The organism is Caballeronia humi, from assembly GCF_001544475.1.
GTDB lineage: Bacteria > Pseudomonadota > Gammaproteobacteria > Burkholderiales > Burkholderiaceae > Caballeronia > Caballeronia humi.
The window spans coordinates 1-13,869 of sequence record NZ_FCNW02000058.1 but is presented as its reverse complement, the minus strand read 5'-3'; the positions used below and the strand labels follow the sequence as shown (position 1 = coordinate 13,869).

12 protein-coding genes and 4 pseudogenes are annotated in these 13,869 nt (G+C 64.0%); 7 read left to right on the top strand and 9 right to left on the bottom strand.

Features of this window, described 5'->3' with window-relative positions; genetic code table 11:
- Window positions 1–100: 100 nt before the first annotated feature.
- From AWB65_RS29710 to AWB65_RS29680, 7 genes and pseudogenes are all read left to right on the top strand, one after another.
- Entirely contained in the window at window positions 101–550 is a 450-nt protein-coding gene (locus AWB65_RS29710) for an ArsR/SmtB family transcription factor (RefSeq protein ID WP_087670525.1), read from the top strand.
- A gap of 8 nt (window positions 551–558) precedes the next feature.
- Window positions 559–888: an SRPBCC family protein gene (locus tag AWB65_RS29705; RefSeq protein WP_327359304.1), complete on the top strand. Its 330-nt coding sequence runs from the start codon at window positions 559–561 to the stop codon at window positions 886–888.
- A gap of 24 nt (window positions 889–912) precedes the next feature.
- Entirely contained in the window at window positions 913–1,665 is a 753-nt protein-coding gene (locus AWB65_RS29700) for a DUF899 domain-containing protein (RefSeq protein ID WP_087670523.1), read from the top strand.
- Between the two features lie 130 nt (window positions 1,666–1,795).
- Window positions 1,796–2,287 carry a free L-methionine (R)-S-oxide reductase MsrC gene (gene msrC / locus AWB65_RS29695; protein WP_087670522.1) on the top strand — a complete coding sequence of 164 codons (492 nt, stop codon included), beginning with the start codon at window positions 1,796–1,798 and terminating at the stop codon, window positions 2,285–2,287.
- 143 nt (window positions 2,288–2,430) lie between these two features.
- Window positions 2,431–4,602 carry a malate synthase G gene (locus tag AWB65_RS29690; protein WP_087670521.1) on the top strand — a complete coding sequence of 724 codons (2,172 nt, stop codon included), beginning with the start codon at window positions 2,431–2,433 and terminating at the stop codon, window positions 4,600–4,602.
- Between the two features lie 66 nt (window positions 4,603–4,668).
- Window positions 4,669–5,297, top strand: a pseudogene (locus tag AWB65_RS29685) (Fic family protein); the annotation flags it as partial.
- Between the two features lie 113 nt (window positions 5,298–5,410).
- Entirely contained in the window at window positions 5,411–6,775 is a 1,365-nt protein-coding gene (locus tag AWB65_RS29680; protein ID WP_087670519.1) for a nucleobase:cation symporter-2 family protein, read from the top strand.
- Between the two features lie 55 nt (window positions 6,776–6,830).
- Here AWB65_RS29680 and AWB65_RS29675 read toward each other — a convergent pair whose 3' ends face one another.
- The 9 genes and pseudogenes from AWB65_RS29675 to AWB65_RS35905 all read right to left on the bottom strand — a co-directional run.
- Window positions 6,831–7,016: a 4-oxalocrotonate tautomerase gene (locus AWB65_RS29675; RefSeq protein ID WP_087670518.1), complete on the bottom strand. Its 186-nt coding sequence runs from the start codon at window positions 7,014–7,016 to the stop codon at window positions 6,831–6,833.
- Between the two features lie 28 nt (window positions 7,017–7,044).
- Complete coding sequence (locus AWB65_RS29670) at window positions 7,045–7,821, bottom strand: class II aldolase/adducin family protein (RefSeq protein ID WP_087670517.1); 777 nt, start codon at window positions 7,819–7,821, stop codon at window positions 7,045–7,047.
- Window positions 7,799–8,710: an urea transporter gene (locus tag AWB65_RS29665; RefSeq protein ID WP_087670516.1), complete on the bottom strand. Its 912-nt coding sequence runs from the start codon at window positions 8,708–8,710 to the stop codon at window positions 7,799–7,801. Before AWB65_RS29665 ends, AWB65_RS29670 begins: the two co-directional genes overlap by 23 nt.
- A gap of 461 nt (window positions 8,711–9,171) precedes the next feature.
- Window positions 9,172–9,537 carry a hypothetical protein gene (locus AWB65_RS37170; protein ID WP_235007839.1) on the bottom strand — a complete coding sequence of 122 codons (366 nt, stop codon included), beginning with the start codon at window positions 9,535–9,537 and terminating at the stop codon, window positions 9,172–9,174.
- A gap of 374 nt (window positions 9,538–9,911) precedes the next feature.
- Complete coding sequence (gene dctA / locus AWB65_RS29650) at window positions 9,912–11,258, bottom strand: C4-dicarboxylate transporter DctA (RefSeq protein ID WP_087670514.1); 1,347 nt, start codon at window positions 11,256–11,258, stop codon at window positions 9,912–9,914.
- A 129-nt stretch (window positions 11,259–11,387) separates the two neighbouring features.
- Window positions 11,388–11,585, bottom strand: a pseudogene (gene eno, locus AWB65_RS29645) (phosphopyruvate hydratase); the annotation flags it as partial.
- A gap of 8 nt (window positions 11,586–11,593) precedes the next feature.
- Window positions 11,594–13,012 carry a pyruvate kinase gene (pyk, locus tag AWB65_RS29640; protein ID WP_087670512.1) on the bottom strand — a complete coding sequence of 473 codons (1,419 nt, stop codon included), beginning with the start codon at window positions 13,010–13,012 and terminating at the stop codon, window positions 11,594–11,596.
- Between the two features lie 2 nt (window positions 13,013–13,014).
- Window positions 13,015–13,491 (bottom strand): annotated as a pseudogene (locus AWB65_RS29635) (MOFRL family protein); the annotation flags it as partial.
- A gap of 213 nt (window positions 13,492–13,704) precedes the next feature.
- Window positions 13,705–13,869 (bottom strand): annotated as a pseudogene (locus AWB65_RS35905) (tartrate dehydrogenase); the annotation flags it as partial.

The following is a 13,869-nucleotide window of genomic DNA, read 5'->3' as shown; positions in this document are numbered from 1 at the left end:
ATGGCGATCGAATTCGACGCCATCAGAATCGAATCCACGTAGTCACCCGACACCCCAAATCCCCCTTGACACACCCGCATCATCGCCTAAACTAAACCGTATGGTTAAGTATCAAACCACCATCGCCGACGATCCACTCGATCGCACGTTCGCCGCTCTTTCCGATCCGACCCGGCGCGCCCTGCTCGCGCGCCTGTCCGATCAGCACGACCTGTCGATCAGCGCGCTCGCGGAACCGTTCGCGATGTCGCTGCCGGCAGTGATGAAGCATCTCGACGTGCTGTCCGACGCCGGGCTCGTCACGCGCAGCAAAACGGGGCGCACGGTCGCGTGCCGGCTCGCCCCCGGACCGATGGAGGAAGCGATGCAGTGGCTCACGCACTACCAGCGCTTCTGGACCGAACAACTCGATCGCCTCGCGGCGTTCGTCGAGGAGGAAGCATGTCCGAACAGTCCCAACCCCGCGCCAAACCCAGCCTCACCCTCGTCCGCCGGCTCGAAGCGTCGCCCGCGCGCGTCTTCGCCGCCTGGACCGACCCGGCGCAAGTAGTGCAGTGGATGCGTCCGCTCGACAACGAGTGCATCCATGCGGAAAACGACGTGCGCGTCGGCGGCCGCTACCGCATCGTGATGCGCGCGCCCGACGGCGAAGAGCACGATGTGAGCGGCGTCTATCGCGAGATCGTCGCCGACAAGAAGCTCGTCTTCACGTGGGCGTGGCGCAGCACGCCGGAGCGCGAGTCGCTGGTGACGATCGCGCTGCGCCCCGTCGGCGATGGCACCGAACTCACGCTGACCCACGAGCAGTTCTTCGACGACGAGGCCCGCGCCCGCCACAACGAAGGCTGGAACAGTTGCCTCGACAAGTTCGTGCAGTACTTCGCCTAACCGGCTTCAAAGGAGGAGCGACAAATGGAACAGCACAGGATCGTTTCGATCGAAGAGTGGCTGACGGCGCGCCGCGCGCTGCTCGCCGATGAAAAGGCATTCACGCATGCCCGCGACGCGCTCGCCGCGCAACGCCAGACGCTGCCGTGGGTACGTGTCGACAAGACCTATACCTTCGATACTCCGCAAGGCAAACGCACGCTCGCCGATCTCTTCGACGGACGCAGCCAGTTGATCGTCTATCACTTCATGCTCGGGCCGGACTGGGAGGAAGGATGTCGCGGCTGCTCGTTCGTATCGGATCACATCGACGGGACGATCGCGCATCTCGAGCATCACGATGTGTCGTACGTAGCGGTATCGCGTGCGCCGCTTGCGAAGCTCGAGGCGTTCAAGAAGCGCATGGGCTGGCATTTCCGCTGGGTGTCGTCGAATCAGAGTGACTTCAATTTCGACTACCACGTCTCGTTCACCGAGGAAGACAAGGCGAAGGGCAAAGTGGACTACAACTTCACCGAGCAGAACTACGAAAGCGACGAAATGCCGGGCGCGAGCGTGTTTTTCAAGGACGAAAAGGGCGACATCTTCCACACGTATTCGACCTACGCGCGCGGTCTCGACATGGCGCTCACCACCTACGTGCTGCTCGAACTCACGCCGAAGGGCCGCAACGAGCAGAACGGCATGCTCGACTGGATGCGTCATCACGACCGCTACGAAGACGCGGCGTCGGCCAAGGCGGGCGGGTGCTGCTCGGAGATGTCGCACGCGAAGTGAAGTCGATCGTCGATCGCGTGTGATCGCGTGCAAGCGCGGTGCCATCGACGTATCATGGTCAGTTCCCGTGCGTCGCCAGCGAGGCCCACTCCGGCGCGGCGCACGCAACCGACCCGATGGACCCAGATCAATGTTCGAAGGCACCGTATCCGCCACGCTCCCGAAAGCCGAGTTCTACGGCGAACTCGCGATGCAGGCCCGCTCGCTCTTCGCCGGTGAATCGAACCGCATCGCGAACGCCGCGAACCTTTCCGCCCTTCTCTTCAATTCGATGCCGGACCTGAACTGGGCCGGCTTTTACTTTCTGACCGAAGGCGAACTCGTCGTCGGTCCGTTTCAGGGCAAGCCCGCCTGCGTGCGTATCGCGATCGGGCGCGGCGTGTGCGGCCGCGCCGCAGAAACGCGCGAAACGCAGGTCGTCCCCGACGTCCACGCGTTCCCCGGCCACATCGCCTGCGACGCCGCCTCGCGCTCCGAAATCGTCATTCCATTGCAGACCGCCGCCGGAGAACTGATCGGCGTGCTCGACATCGACAGCCCCAAACTCGCGCGTTTCGACAACGCAGACCGCCAAGGGCTCGAAGCCGTCGCGCGCGTTTTCGTCGAGACGATCCGCGACTGACATGGGTTTTGCAAACCGCGCCGCGCCCGCAGACTGGATCGACGGCGGCGAAGAAGCTATAACATAAGGTCACGCGCACAGCCCGACGTACAAAATGTGCCGGAAAAAGAGACATACCAACAGCCAAGCCCCAGGGAGCCCCTATGAGTGAAGTCATCAAGCAGGAAGGACTGCAGGTCGCAGCCAATTTGAAACAATTCGTCGATGAAGAAGCGCTGCCCGGCACGGGCATCGACAGCGCCGCCTTCTGGAAAGGCTTCGACGCGCTCGTCCACGATCTCGCGCCGAAGAACCGCGCGCTGCTCGCGGAGCGCGACCGCCTCCAGACCGAACTTGACAACTGGCACCGCGCGAATCCGGGTCCGGTCAAGGACGTGCGCGCGTACCGCAAATTCCTGGAGAGCATCGGCTATATCGTGCCGGTGCCCGCGAACGTGCATGCGACCACGTCGAACGTCGATCGCGAAATCGCCGAGCAGGCAGGACCGCAGCTCGTCGTGCCGCTGTCGAACCTGCGCTATGCGCTCAACGCCGCGAACGCGCGCTGGGGCAGCCTCTACGACGCGCTCTACGGCACCGACGTCATCCCCGAAACCGATGGCGCCGAAAAAGCTGCCGCGTTCAATCCGAAGCGCGGCGCGCTGGTGATCGCGCGCGCCCGCGCGTTCCTCGACGACTCCGCCCCCCTCGCCGACGCCTCGCACGCCGACGCGACGCGCTACAGCGTCGAGCAGGGCCGACTCGTCGTCACGCTGAAGGACGGGCGCACGGGCCTCGCGAATCCCGAGCAGTTGGCGGGTTTCCAGGGCGACGCGAGCGCGCCGTCGGCGATCCTGCTCAAGCACAACGACCTGCACTTCGAAATCCAGATCGACGCGAACCACGCCATCGGCAAAACCGATGCCGCGCACGTGAAGGACGTGCTGATCGAAGCGGCCATCAGCACGATCATCGATTGCGAGGATTCGGTCGCGGCCGTCGACGCCGACGACAAGGTCCAGCTCTACAAGAACTGGCTCGGCCTGATGAAGGGCGATCTCGCGGAGGAAGTCTCGAAGGGCGGCAAATCATTCACGCGCCGGATGAACGCCAACCGCGAATACGCGACGCCCAACGGCGGCACGCTGAAACTGCACGGCCGGTCGCTTTTGTTCATCCGCAACGTCGGCCATCTGATGACGAATCCCGCCGTGCTTGATCGCGACGGCCGCGAGATTCCCGAAGGCATCCTCGATGCCGTGATGACCACGCTCGGTTCCCTGCACGACCTGCAGAAGAAGCTCAATTCGCGTACCGGCTCGATCTACATCGTCAAGCCGAAGATGCACGGCCCCGCCGAAGTCGCGTTCGCCGACGAGCTGTTCACGCGCGTCGAAGATCTGCTCGGCCTGCCGCGCCACACGATCAAGATGGGCATCATGGACGAGGAGCGCCGCACGAGCGTGAACCTCAAGGCGTGTATCGCGGCGGCATCGTCGCGCGTGGCGTTCATCAACACGGGCTTCCTCGATCGCACCGGCGACGAAATGCATTCGTCGATGGAAGCCGGTCCGATGATGCGCAAAGGCGACATGAAGTCGTCGGCGTGGATTGCGGCGTATGAGCGCAATAACGTGCTCGTCGGACTGAACACGTCGCTGCGCGGGCGCGCGCAGATCGGCAAGGGCATGTGGGCGATGCCCGACCTGATGCACGCGATGCTCGAACAGAAGATCGCGCATCCGAAGGCGGGCGCCAACACCGCGTGGGTGCCCTCGCCCACGGCCGCGACGCTGCACGCATTGCACTATCACCAGGTCGACGTGCAGTCGGTGCAGGAAGGGATGGAAAGCATCGACTACAACGCCGCGCGCGACGAACTGCTCGACGGCCTGCTGACGATTCCGGTCGTGGCTGAGGCGAAGTGGAGCGAAGACGAGCGCCGCAGCGAAGTCGAGAACAATGCGCAGGGCATTCTCGGCTACGTGGTGCGCTGGGTCGATCAGGGCGTCGGTTGCTCGAAGGTGCCGGATATCCACAATGTCGGCCTGATGGAAGACCGCGCGACGCTGCGCATTTCCAGCCAGCACATCGCGAACTGGCTCCATCACGGCGTCGTCTCGGAGGAGATGGTGAGGAAGACGCTGGAGCAAATGGCGGTGGTCGTCGACGAGCAGAATGCCAGCGATCCGTACTACAAGCCGATGGCGGCGAGCTTCGATTCATCGCTCGCGTTCAAGGCGGCGTGCGCGCTGGTCTTCGAAGGACGGACGCAGCCGAGCGGCTATACCGAACCGCTGCTGCACAAGTTCCGATTGATGACGAAGAAGATCTGATCGCTGCGATGCGGTGATTAAACGGCCCATTCGCCGCATTTTTTGCGGCGAATGGGCTTTTTTGTCGTGGATCGTCAGTGCGTGCATTTCGAAGCGCCGCCCGCGCCTGCGATGCATCGATGACGCGCTTCATCGCATGGGTTAATGAAAGCCACAACGATCATCCCGTGCTCAAAGCGGGTCTTGCGCACCTGTGGTTCGTGACGCTGCACCCTTTTGACGATGCGAACGGCCGCATCGCCCGCGCGATCGGCGATCTGCTGCTCGCCCGCGCCGACCAAAGCCCGCAGCGCTTCTACAGCCTCTCGGCGCAAATCCAGCGCGAACGGCGTGCGTATTACGACATCCTCGAAAGCACGCAGAAAGGTTCTCTCGATGTCACCGCGTGGCTCGCTTGGTTCCTTGACAACCTGCGGCGCGCGCTCGAAGCCGCGCACCACGCGCTCGATACCGTGCTCGCCCGCACGCGTTTCTGGCAACGCGCTGCCGGCATGCCGCTCAATGAAAGGCAAGTGAAACTTCTCAACCGACTGCTCGACGGTTTCGACGGCAAGCTCACGAGCAGCAAGTGGGCGTCGATTGCAAAGTGTTCCGCCGATACGGCGCTCCGGGATATCAACGAACTCGTGAAGTTCGGCATCCTCCGCCGCGCGCCGGGCGGCGGCCGCAGCACGGCCTACGAACTCGCTGAATGATGTGCGCTGGCTGATCGCGCGCATCAGCGCCGCAATATTTTTCCGGCAGCCATCTCTGTGATACTCGACCACGAGTCCGGCGCACCGCGCCTCAGCCGCTCTTGGGAGAGAACATGGCCGTATCGACGCATCCCGTTGACGAAGTTTTGCCATTCGGCCAGATGCTGGCGGTCGGCATCCAGCACGTGCTCGTCATGTATGCGGGCGCGATCGCCGTGCCGCTCATCATCGGCGCGGCGCTCAAGCTGCCGAAGGATCAGGTTGCGTTCCTGATCAGTTCCGACCTCTTCGCCTGCGGCCTTGTCACGCTGATCCAGTGCATCGGCATCTGGAAATTTGGCATCCGGCTGCCGGTCATCATGGGCGTGAGTTTCGCACCCGTCGGTCCGATGGTCGCGATGGCGAATTCCGGCGCGGGCCTCACCGGCATCTTCGGCGCGACGATGGCCGCGGGCGTCTTCGCAATCCTGATCGCACCGTTCTTCGGGCGCCTGATGCGCTTTTTCCCGCCGATCGTGACCGGCACGATCATCCTGACGATCGGCATCACGCTGTTCCCTGTCGCGATCAACTGGGCCGGCGGCGGGCGCGGCTCGCCCGCGTTCGGCGAGCCGCGGAACCTGCTGATCGCCGTCGTCGTGCTGCTCGCGATCCTTTTGATCAACAAGTATCTGAAAGGCTTTCTCGCGAACATTTCCGTGCTGCTCGGGATGGTGATCGGTTTTCTGCTTGCGTTGCCTTTCGGGCTCGTCGATTTTTCGGGTATCGGCCGCGCGGCCTGGTTCGCGCCGGTGCGTCCGTTCGCGTTCGGCATGCCCACCTTCGACGTCGCCGCGATCGCTTCGCTGTGTCTCGTGATGGTGGTGATCATGGTCGAGTCACTCGGGATGTTCCTCGCGCTCGGCGATCTCACGCGCCGCCCCGTCACGCGCGACGACGCCTCGCGCGGCCTGCGCACCGACGGCCTCGGCACGCTGATCGGCGGCATCTTCAACACGTTTCCGCACTCGTCGTTCTCGCAGAACATCGGGCTCGTCGGGATTACGGGCGTGCGCAGTCGCTGGGTCGTGGTGGTGTCAGGTGTGTTGCTGATGTTGCTCGGGCTGTTGCCGAAGCTGGCGAATTTCATCGCGTCGATTCCGGTCGTCGTGCTCGGCGGCGCGGGAATCGCGATGTTCGGAATGGTCGCCGCGACGGGGGTGAAGATCCTGAGCAAGGTCGACTACGAGAGCAAGAACAACCTGCTGATCGTGGCGATCAGTCTCGGCGTCGGCGTGATTCCGCTCGCCGCGCCGACCTTCTTTCACCTGATGCCGTCGTGGGCCGCGCCGCTCACGCACAGCGGCATCACGCTTGCGGCGATTTTCGCGATCGTGCTGAACGCGTTTTTCAATCGCGGCGAGACGATCGAGGAAGTCGAACGGCAACTCGCCGAGGAACTGCCGATGAGCTTGCGAACCGGCCAGCGGGACGAATGAACGCGCTTTTGCGCCGGCTGCTCGCGCCGCTTGCTTGGGCCGGCTGTAGCCTGCGTTACTCCTCCGACCAGAGCTTGCCGGCCGTCGCCCAATTCTCGCGCTTGACGTCGGTCAGGATGATGTCGACGGAACCCGGCTGGCAGTTGAGCGTCTCGCAGGTCACGCGCGTGATCGCTTCGACGAACTTGCGTTTCTCGTCGGGCGTGCGTCCTTCGAAAAGCTGGATGTTGAATGTCGGCATGGTGATTTTTTGAGCAGAGTTGAAAAAATTAGTCGCGATACGAAGCATCGATGCGATCGAGCTTGCGCGTGAGCGCCGGCCATTCGAGGGCGCCTTCGATGGCATCGTCGTCGTGGAGTTGCCGCGCCGTGCGATCGACCACTTCCGGCGTGGGCACCGTCAGGCGTGTCTGGCCGGCGAGCGCGCGCAATTGAATGTCGCATGCCTTGATGAGCATGTCCATCAACACATAGGCCTCCGCGATCGTGCGCCCTAGCGTCAGCGGACCGTGGTTGCGCAGGAGCATCGCGCGCTTGTCGGCGAGGTTCGCGACGAGGCGCGTGCCTTCGGCCGGCGAGAACGCGACGCCTTCGTAGTCGTGGTAAGCGAGGTGCCCGTGAAAGCGCATCGCGTGTTGTGACGCGGGCAAGAGGCCGCCGGGCTGCGCGGACACCGCGATCGCCTGCGTAACGTGCAGATGCATCACGCACATCGCGTCGGCGCGGGCGCGATGCACCGCGCCGTGCAGCGCGAAGCCCGTCGCGTTGACCGGGTGCTCGCTCTCGCCGATCACGTTGCCGTCGATGTCGATCTTCACGAGATTCGACGCGTTCACCTCGTCGAACGCGAGGCCGAACGGGTTGATCAGGAAGCGCCCGGGTTCGCCGGGCACACTCGCGGAAATGTGCGTGTAGACGACGTCGTCCCAGCCGTTCAACGCGACGAGCCGGTACGCGGCGGCGAGATCGACGCGCACCGCGTGCTCGGCGTTCGACATGGCGCCCGATGCCGCGATGCGGCGCTCAGGCTGATGGGTGAACGACATGCGAATCTCCGTGGTTGGCTGTTGCGTCGGCGCGATGGATCGTTGCCTGCACGGCCCAGGTGGCGAGCACGAACGGCGCCGTCAGCGAAATGATGCCAAGCGACGCGGCCGCGCGCTCGATCACCACGGCCACGACGATGCCGGCGAGCGTCGCCCGGACGCCGTATTTCGACGTGGCGAGCGCGGTGAGTGTCGCGTTGAAGCCGCAGGCGCCGCTTAGCAGCATCGCGTCGGGCGCTCCGGCGATCGCGTGCAGCGAAAGTCCGACCGTGCTGCCGGCGATCGCCCACGCTGCATGCGCGGGGCGCGCGGCGCAGAGGCTCACGAGCAGCAGCGCCCCGGCCAGGAAACCGCTCGTGAACACGATCGGGGCAAAGCCCGCAAGGATCGCTTCTAGCCATGCGGTCGTCGTGCCTGCCACTGCCGCGGGACCGCTAGACGGGATTCCATCGGCGAAAAGCGGGAGCCAGCACCATGTCACGATGATCGCGGGACTCGAGTACACCGGCAGCCGGAAGCGCCGCAGCACGTGTCCGAGCCTGAACGACAGCGCGGTCGCGAGCATCGCCGACACGATCGCGACGGCACCCGCCTGCGAGTCGTCGCGGATGAACGTGAAGGCCGCGAGCGCGGCGAGCGCGCCGTTGAAGCCGTAGAGGTCGTCGCGCATCGTCGGCGAATCCGCGTCCTCGACGATGTATGCGAGGATGCCGCCCGTCAGCGCGCCGATTACGAGCGCACACGCGAGGCGCGGGCTGAACGCGCAGACGGCGGCGAAAATCAGCACGCCGGTCGCGGCGTTGCGCTGCAGCAGGATCTGGCCGATGCTGCGCGCGAAGCTGCGGAGCTGATCGGTGGAGGGAGAATCGGTGAGGAAGGCTGTCGACATGCGTGCTTGCTTGCGGAATCGAAAGGGAAGCGCCGGGAGCGTGAACCGCGAGCGGCGCGACGGTCAAGCCGCAAGGATAAGGCAGCACACGACAGCCGTGCGAGGAGAGCGCGAATATCGGTTATTCGGCGGGGGATTGCTGGTCGCGGAGTTGCGGCTGGCGCTGGAGGTCGGGACGCGGCCGGGCTTTGCGGCGGGCACTTGATGCTGCGGCTTATCGGCGGCGGCTTGCGGCTACGACATGTGCGCAGGCGCTTGAGGACCGACGCCCCAGGATCAAGCGGCGGGAGCCAGTGGCTTCGCACCTGGCCCTGAATTCGCCGATGAAATTCGGGTTCGGCGCTGAAGCGTTGTAGCTGGGCTGGTAAACACGCTGTCGCGTACAGCGCATGCCTCGGAACTGCGCGGACAGGCAGCCCGTATCAGGGAATCGATGGCGGCGCGCGCCGCCCATGAACCGATCAGCTGATTGCGATCTGCATCCACGGATCAACTTCAGCCGGATACAAGCGAGACATTTCTTCGCCGATCCGTATGATTTCGTGGATGTTGTCCCGGAAATTCGGGCTTTTTTCGTAGCTGATGTACGTTGCGTCCACCACGGCGGACAACGTGAACAGCGTGAATGCGATCTTTTCGAGAATCGGGTAGCGATGGGGCATGGCGGGTTCCTTATTTCCGCCGTGATTGTAACAGACTGTAGGGGTTTTCCCGTACACGCCAAAATGACCGCGGTCCGTTGAACGGCAAACGGCGAATATCCCGCCGAGCGGACCAATCGAGCGCGACACCGTGAAACTCAATTCCGCCAAGGCGAAAGGACCCATTCGAGCGTCCCGGACCATTATTCTCCAGCCGAAATTACTGCCCTGCGACGTTGTGTCATCGACACAAATCCACAAACGAACGATTGGGAGATGACTAAGGGTTTATACTTACTTCAATCAAAATCTTCTTATCGGAGTTCCCAAATGGTCTCAATCGTCATGTGTGCTGCCGCCGCCGTTATCTTTGTCGCAACCGGCGTGCTCAAGGTCATGTATCACACGCAGAACCGTCCTCAGCTTTGAATTTTTGCGCTGCGATGTGAACGTCGCCCATCCCGCCGAGACAAGGCCAACCGGCGGAGGAAACGCCGTCCGCCCGGAGCCGGCCCGTCAAGACCGAATCACCGAGCGGCTGAAAAGCACCTGCATCGAGCTCAGGCTGCTTTGGGCCCCCGATCCGCCACCGGCTTTGCCGTCGGCGCATCGTCGCCTTCGTAGAGTTTTTCCAGATCTTCGGGATCGTCGCCCTTACCGTTCAGCACGTCCGTCATTCGCTGACGATCGACGGAGCCCACCCAGCGAGCAATCGCCACCGTACCGACCGCGTTACCGATCGTGTTGGTAATCGCCCGCGCTTCCGACATGAAGCGATCCACGCCCAGCAGCAGCACCATTCCTGCGACCGGAATCTTGCCCATCGAAGCCAGCGTGGCGGCAAGCGTGATGAACCCCGACCCTGTCACCCCCGCCGATCCTTTCGACGTCAGCAACAGCACACCCAATATGACGATCTGATCCGTCATCGAAAGCGGCGTATTGGTCGCCTGCGCGATGAAGATCGCGGCCATCGTGTAGTAGATGCACTGGCCGTCGGGATTGAACGTCAGGCCCGAGGGCACCACAAGACCCACCACCGGCTTCGACACGCCAAGGTGCTCCAGCTTGCGCATCAGTTGCGGCACCACCGATTCCGATGAACTCGTCCCCAGCACCGTGAAAAGTTCGTCCTTGATGTACTTCAGGAACTTCCAGAGGCTGAAGCCCGAGAACCGCGCGATCATGCCCAGTACGAGCGTGACGAACAGGAAGCAGGTGATGTACATCGTGCCCATGAGCTTGCCGAGCGACACGATCGACCCTAGCCCATACTTCCCGACCGTGAACGACATCGCGCCGAACGCCGCGAGCGGGGCAAGCCGCATGATCATCCCGACGACGCTGAAGACGCCGTGCGTGAACGAATCGAGGAAATCGACGACCGGTTTCGCACGCGCCGCGCCGATGTGCGAGAGCGCGATCCCGAACAGCGTGGCGAAGACGAGTATTTGCAGGATGTCGTTCTTGGCGAGCGCATCGACGATGCTCGTCGGCACGAGATGCATGACGAACGCGACGAACCCCTCCGGCTTGGCCGCGGCCGCCGTGTAGTTGGCGATCGCGTGCGTGTCGAGCTGCGAGGCGTCGATGTTCATGCCCTTGCCCGGCCCGACCACGTTCACGACAACGAGACCCAACGCCAGTGCGAACGTCGAGAGCACCTCGAAGTAGATCAGCGCACGCACGCCGACGCGCCCCAGCTCCTTCATGTTCTCCATGCGCGCGATCCCGAGCACCACCGTCGCGAAGATGATCGGGGCGAAGACCATCTTGATCAGTTTGATGAAGATATCCCCGAGCGGCTTGAAGTCGGCCGCCATGCTGGGATAGAACCAACCCAGCGCGACGCCGGCAAACACGCCGATCAGCACCTGGACGTACAGTTTTCCAAAGAAGTGGCGCATCGTTGTCTCCTGAATCATTTATATGAGTGCGAGCGGGCCCTTCGGGGGGTCGCGCTTCGCGTGTTACGTTTTGTTCGCTGGCGCAATCGCCTCCGATCCACGGAAGACCGCGCCGGCGCCCAGCTCCACCCGCCGCACACCCTTGACGCCATATCGCGACTTGTCGCCGTCGCGCAATTCCAGCGCCTCGCGCGCGCCCGTCGATGCGCCGGACGGCGCAACAGCGCACCCTTTCGAACCATCGTCGAGCGCGACCTGTTCCGCGACGGTCGGATTGCCTCGGGAATCGAGCGGCTCGAAGCCCGTGACGTCCTGAATGCGTGTCATGTCGTCCCTCACTGGATTTGCGCGATGCGCAGCAAGTTGGTGGTGCCGGGCGTGCCGAACGGCATGCCCGCGGAAATGACAACGGTCTGGCCTGTCTTGCCGAAGCCTTCGTCGCGGACGGTGGCGCATGCCAGTTCGCTGACTTCGAGCAGATCGATCACTTCGTCGCACAGGACCGGGTGGACGCCCCAGGCCAGAGCGAGGCGCCGGGCCGTTGCTTGCCGGGGCGTCATGCCGATGATCGGAGCGGCCGGCCGCTCGCGCGCCATGCGCAGGGCCGAGTAGCCGGAACTCGTGTAGGCGACCGTCGCGACCGCGTTGAGCAGGCCGGTGACGTGGCGCATCGCGTAGCCGATCGCGTCCGCCGTGTTCGCGCGCGGCGCCGCGTGCGAGGCCGCGATGACTTCACGGTAGTAGGGATCGCTCTCGGTCTGCGCGATGATGAGGTCCATCGTCCGGACGGCTTCGACCGGATACTTGCCGCTCGCCGATTCGGCGGACAGCATCACCGCGTCGGCACCGTCGTAAATGGCGGTCGCCACGTCGGAGGCTTCGGCGCGCGTCGGGACGGGCGCCGTGACCATCGATTCGAGCATCTGCGTGGCAACGATCACCGGCTTCCCGGCCTTGCGGCAGGCGCGCACGATGCGCTTCTGGATCGCGGGCACCTGCTCCGCGGGCATCTCGACGCCGAGGTCGCCGCGCGCGACCATCACGGCATCGGCTTCGTCGACGATCGCATCGAGGCTCCCGATCGCCGCCGGTTTCTCCAGTTTCGCGACGATGCCGATGCGATCCCCGACGATCTCCCGCACCTCCCGGATATCCTCCACGCGCTGCACGAACGACAGCGCCAGCCAATCGATGCCAAGCGTCAGGCCGAATTCGAGATCGCGGCGATCCTTGTCGGTCATCGCGGAGAGCGGCAGGACGACGTCCGGCACGTTGACGCCCTTCCTCTCCGAAAGCGGCCCGCCGACCACGACCGACGTCTCCGCGAAATCCGCCCCGCAGCGTTCGACGCGAAGCTGCACGCGGCCGTCATCGAGCAGAAGGTTCGTTGCGGGCTTGAGCGCCGCGAAAATCTCCGGATGCGGAAGCGCCACGCGTTTCGTGTCGCCGGGCGTGCTGGCGTCAAGGTCCAGCCGGAACGCGGCGCCTTTTTCGAGATGAATCGGCCCGTTCGCAAACGTGCCGATGCGCAGCTTCGGGCCTTGCAGGTCGAGCAGCACGCCGACGGGCCGTCCGGCGTCCAGTTCGATCGACCGGATGATTTCCAGGCGGCGCTGATGATCCTCGTGCGTGCCGTGGCTGAAATTGAGCCGGAAGACATCGGCTCCGGCGTTAAACAGGGCTTCGATGGTCTCGCGGCTGGTGCTCGCGGGACCGAGGGTCGCGACGATTTTGGCGTTTCGATTGCGGCGCATCTTTAGTGACTCCGGGGAAGATCGCCGTCTTGAGCGGCAATGAAAATGGCACGAAAGTCGTTGACGTTCGTGAGCGCCGGCCTGGTGACGAACGAGTCGCCGAGCGCCTGGAAAAATCCGTGTGCATCGTTGTTTTCGAGGCTGTCCGCGGGACGGATGCCGCGTTATCGCGCTCGCGACAGGCTGTCCGGCATGAGCACGGCCCCGGCAATTTCCTCCTGTCCGTCGACGCCGTCCGTGTCGCCCGCAATCGCGAAGACACCGGGCTCACCGTTCAGCGCGACGCCGAGCGCCAGCAGGAATTCGACGTTGCGCCCGCCCCGGCCGTCGCCGCGAATCGTGACGGTCGTCTCGCCGCCCGAGAGCAACATGCAGGGCGCCTCGAACGGCTGGCCGCGCTTCCGCACCTGCTTCGCGATACCCGCCATGACTGCGCCGGCATCACGCGCCTCGCCTTCGATCGAATCGCCCAGAATGTGCGCGTAACTGGGGCCCCATGCAGCGTATGTCGGCCACAGTTAGCGCTTTAGCGCCTCACTCTGGTCCCATGCAAGATGGTTGCTGCTTTGTTTTCTGCCGCGTAGGGACGAGCGCCGCCCGCCGCGTGGCGCTGTGGCTTTTGTGTACGGGTTTGTTCGCGAAAGCTCTACGCGAAGAGGCAGGTCCGGCCTGCTGGCCGGACCCCGGCGTGCTTACGCGACGGCCTTCGCCGCCGATGCCTCGGCCTTTTCCAGCAGCGCGCAAACCGCCGCCGTCACTTGCGCGGTGGTCGCCGTGCCGCCGAGGTCGCGCGTGTGAAGCGACGTGTCGGCGGTGACCGCTTCGACGGCCTGCATCACGCGCCGGGCGGCGTCGAT

What these genes read in the sequence shown, in the direction of transcription:
- AWB65_RS29710 (WP_087670525.1), top strand. Translation starts at nt 101, where the DNA reads ATGGTTAAGTATCAAACCACCATCGCCGACGATCCACTCGATCGCACG.
- AWB65_RS29705 (WP_327359304.1), top strand. Translation starts at nt 559, where the DNA reads ATGCGTCCGCTCGACAACGAGTGCATCCATGCGGAAAACGACGTGCGC.
- AWB65_RS29700 (WP_087670523.1), top strand. Translation starts at nt 913, where the DNA reads ATGGAACAGCACAGGATCGTTTCGATCGAAGAGTGGCTGACGGCGCGC.
- msrC (WP_087670522.1), top strand. Translation starts at nt 1,796, where the DNA reads ATGTTCGAAGGCACCGTATCCGCCACGCTCCCGAAAGCCGAGTTCTAC.
- AWB65_RS29690 (WP_087670521.1), top strand. Translation starts at nt 2,431, where the DNA reads ATGAGTGAAGTCATCAAGCAGGAAGGACTGCAGGTCGCAGCCAATTTG.
- AWB65_RS29680 (WP_087670519.1), top strand. Translation starts at nt 5,411, where the DNA reads ATGGCCGTATCGACGCATCCCGTTGACGAAGTTTTGCCATTCGGCCAG.
- AWB65_RS29675 (WP_087670518.1), bottom strand. Translation starts at nt 7,016, where the DNA reads ATGCCGACATTCAACATCCAGCTTTTCGAAGGACGCACGCCCGACGAG.
- AWB65_RS29670 (WP_087670517.1), bottom strand. Translation starts at nt 7,821, where the DNA reads ATGTCGTTCACCCATCAGCCTGAGCGCCGCATCGCGGCATCGGGCGCC.
- AWB65_RS29665 (WP_087670516.1), bottom strand. Translation starts at nt 8,710, where the DNA reads ATGTCGACAGCCTTCCTCACCGATTCTCCCTCCACCGATCAGCTCCGC.
- AWB65_RS37170 (WP_235007839.1), bottom strand. Translation starts at nt 9,537, where the DNA reads ATGGGTCCTTTCGCCTTGGCGGAATTGAGTTTCACGGTGTCGCGCTCG.
- dctA (WP_087670514.1), bottom strand. Translation starts at nt 11,258, where the DNA reads ATGCGCCACTTCTTTGGAAAACTGTACGTCCAGGTGCTGATCGGCGTG.
- pyk (WP_087670512.1), bottom strand. Translation starts at nt 13,012, where the DNA reads ATGCGCCGCAATCGAAACGCCAAAATCGTCGCGACCCTCGGTCCCGCG.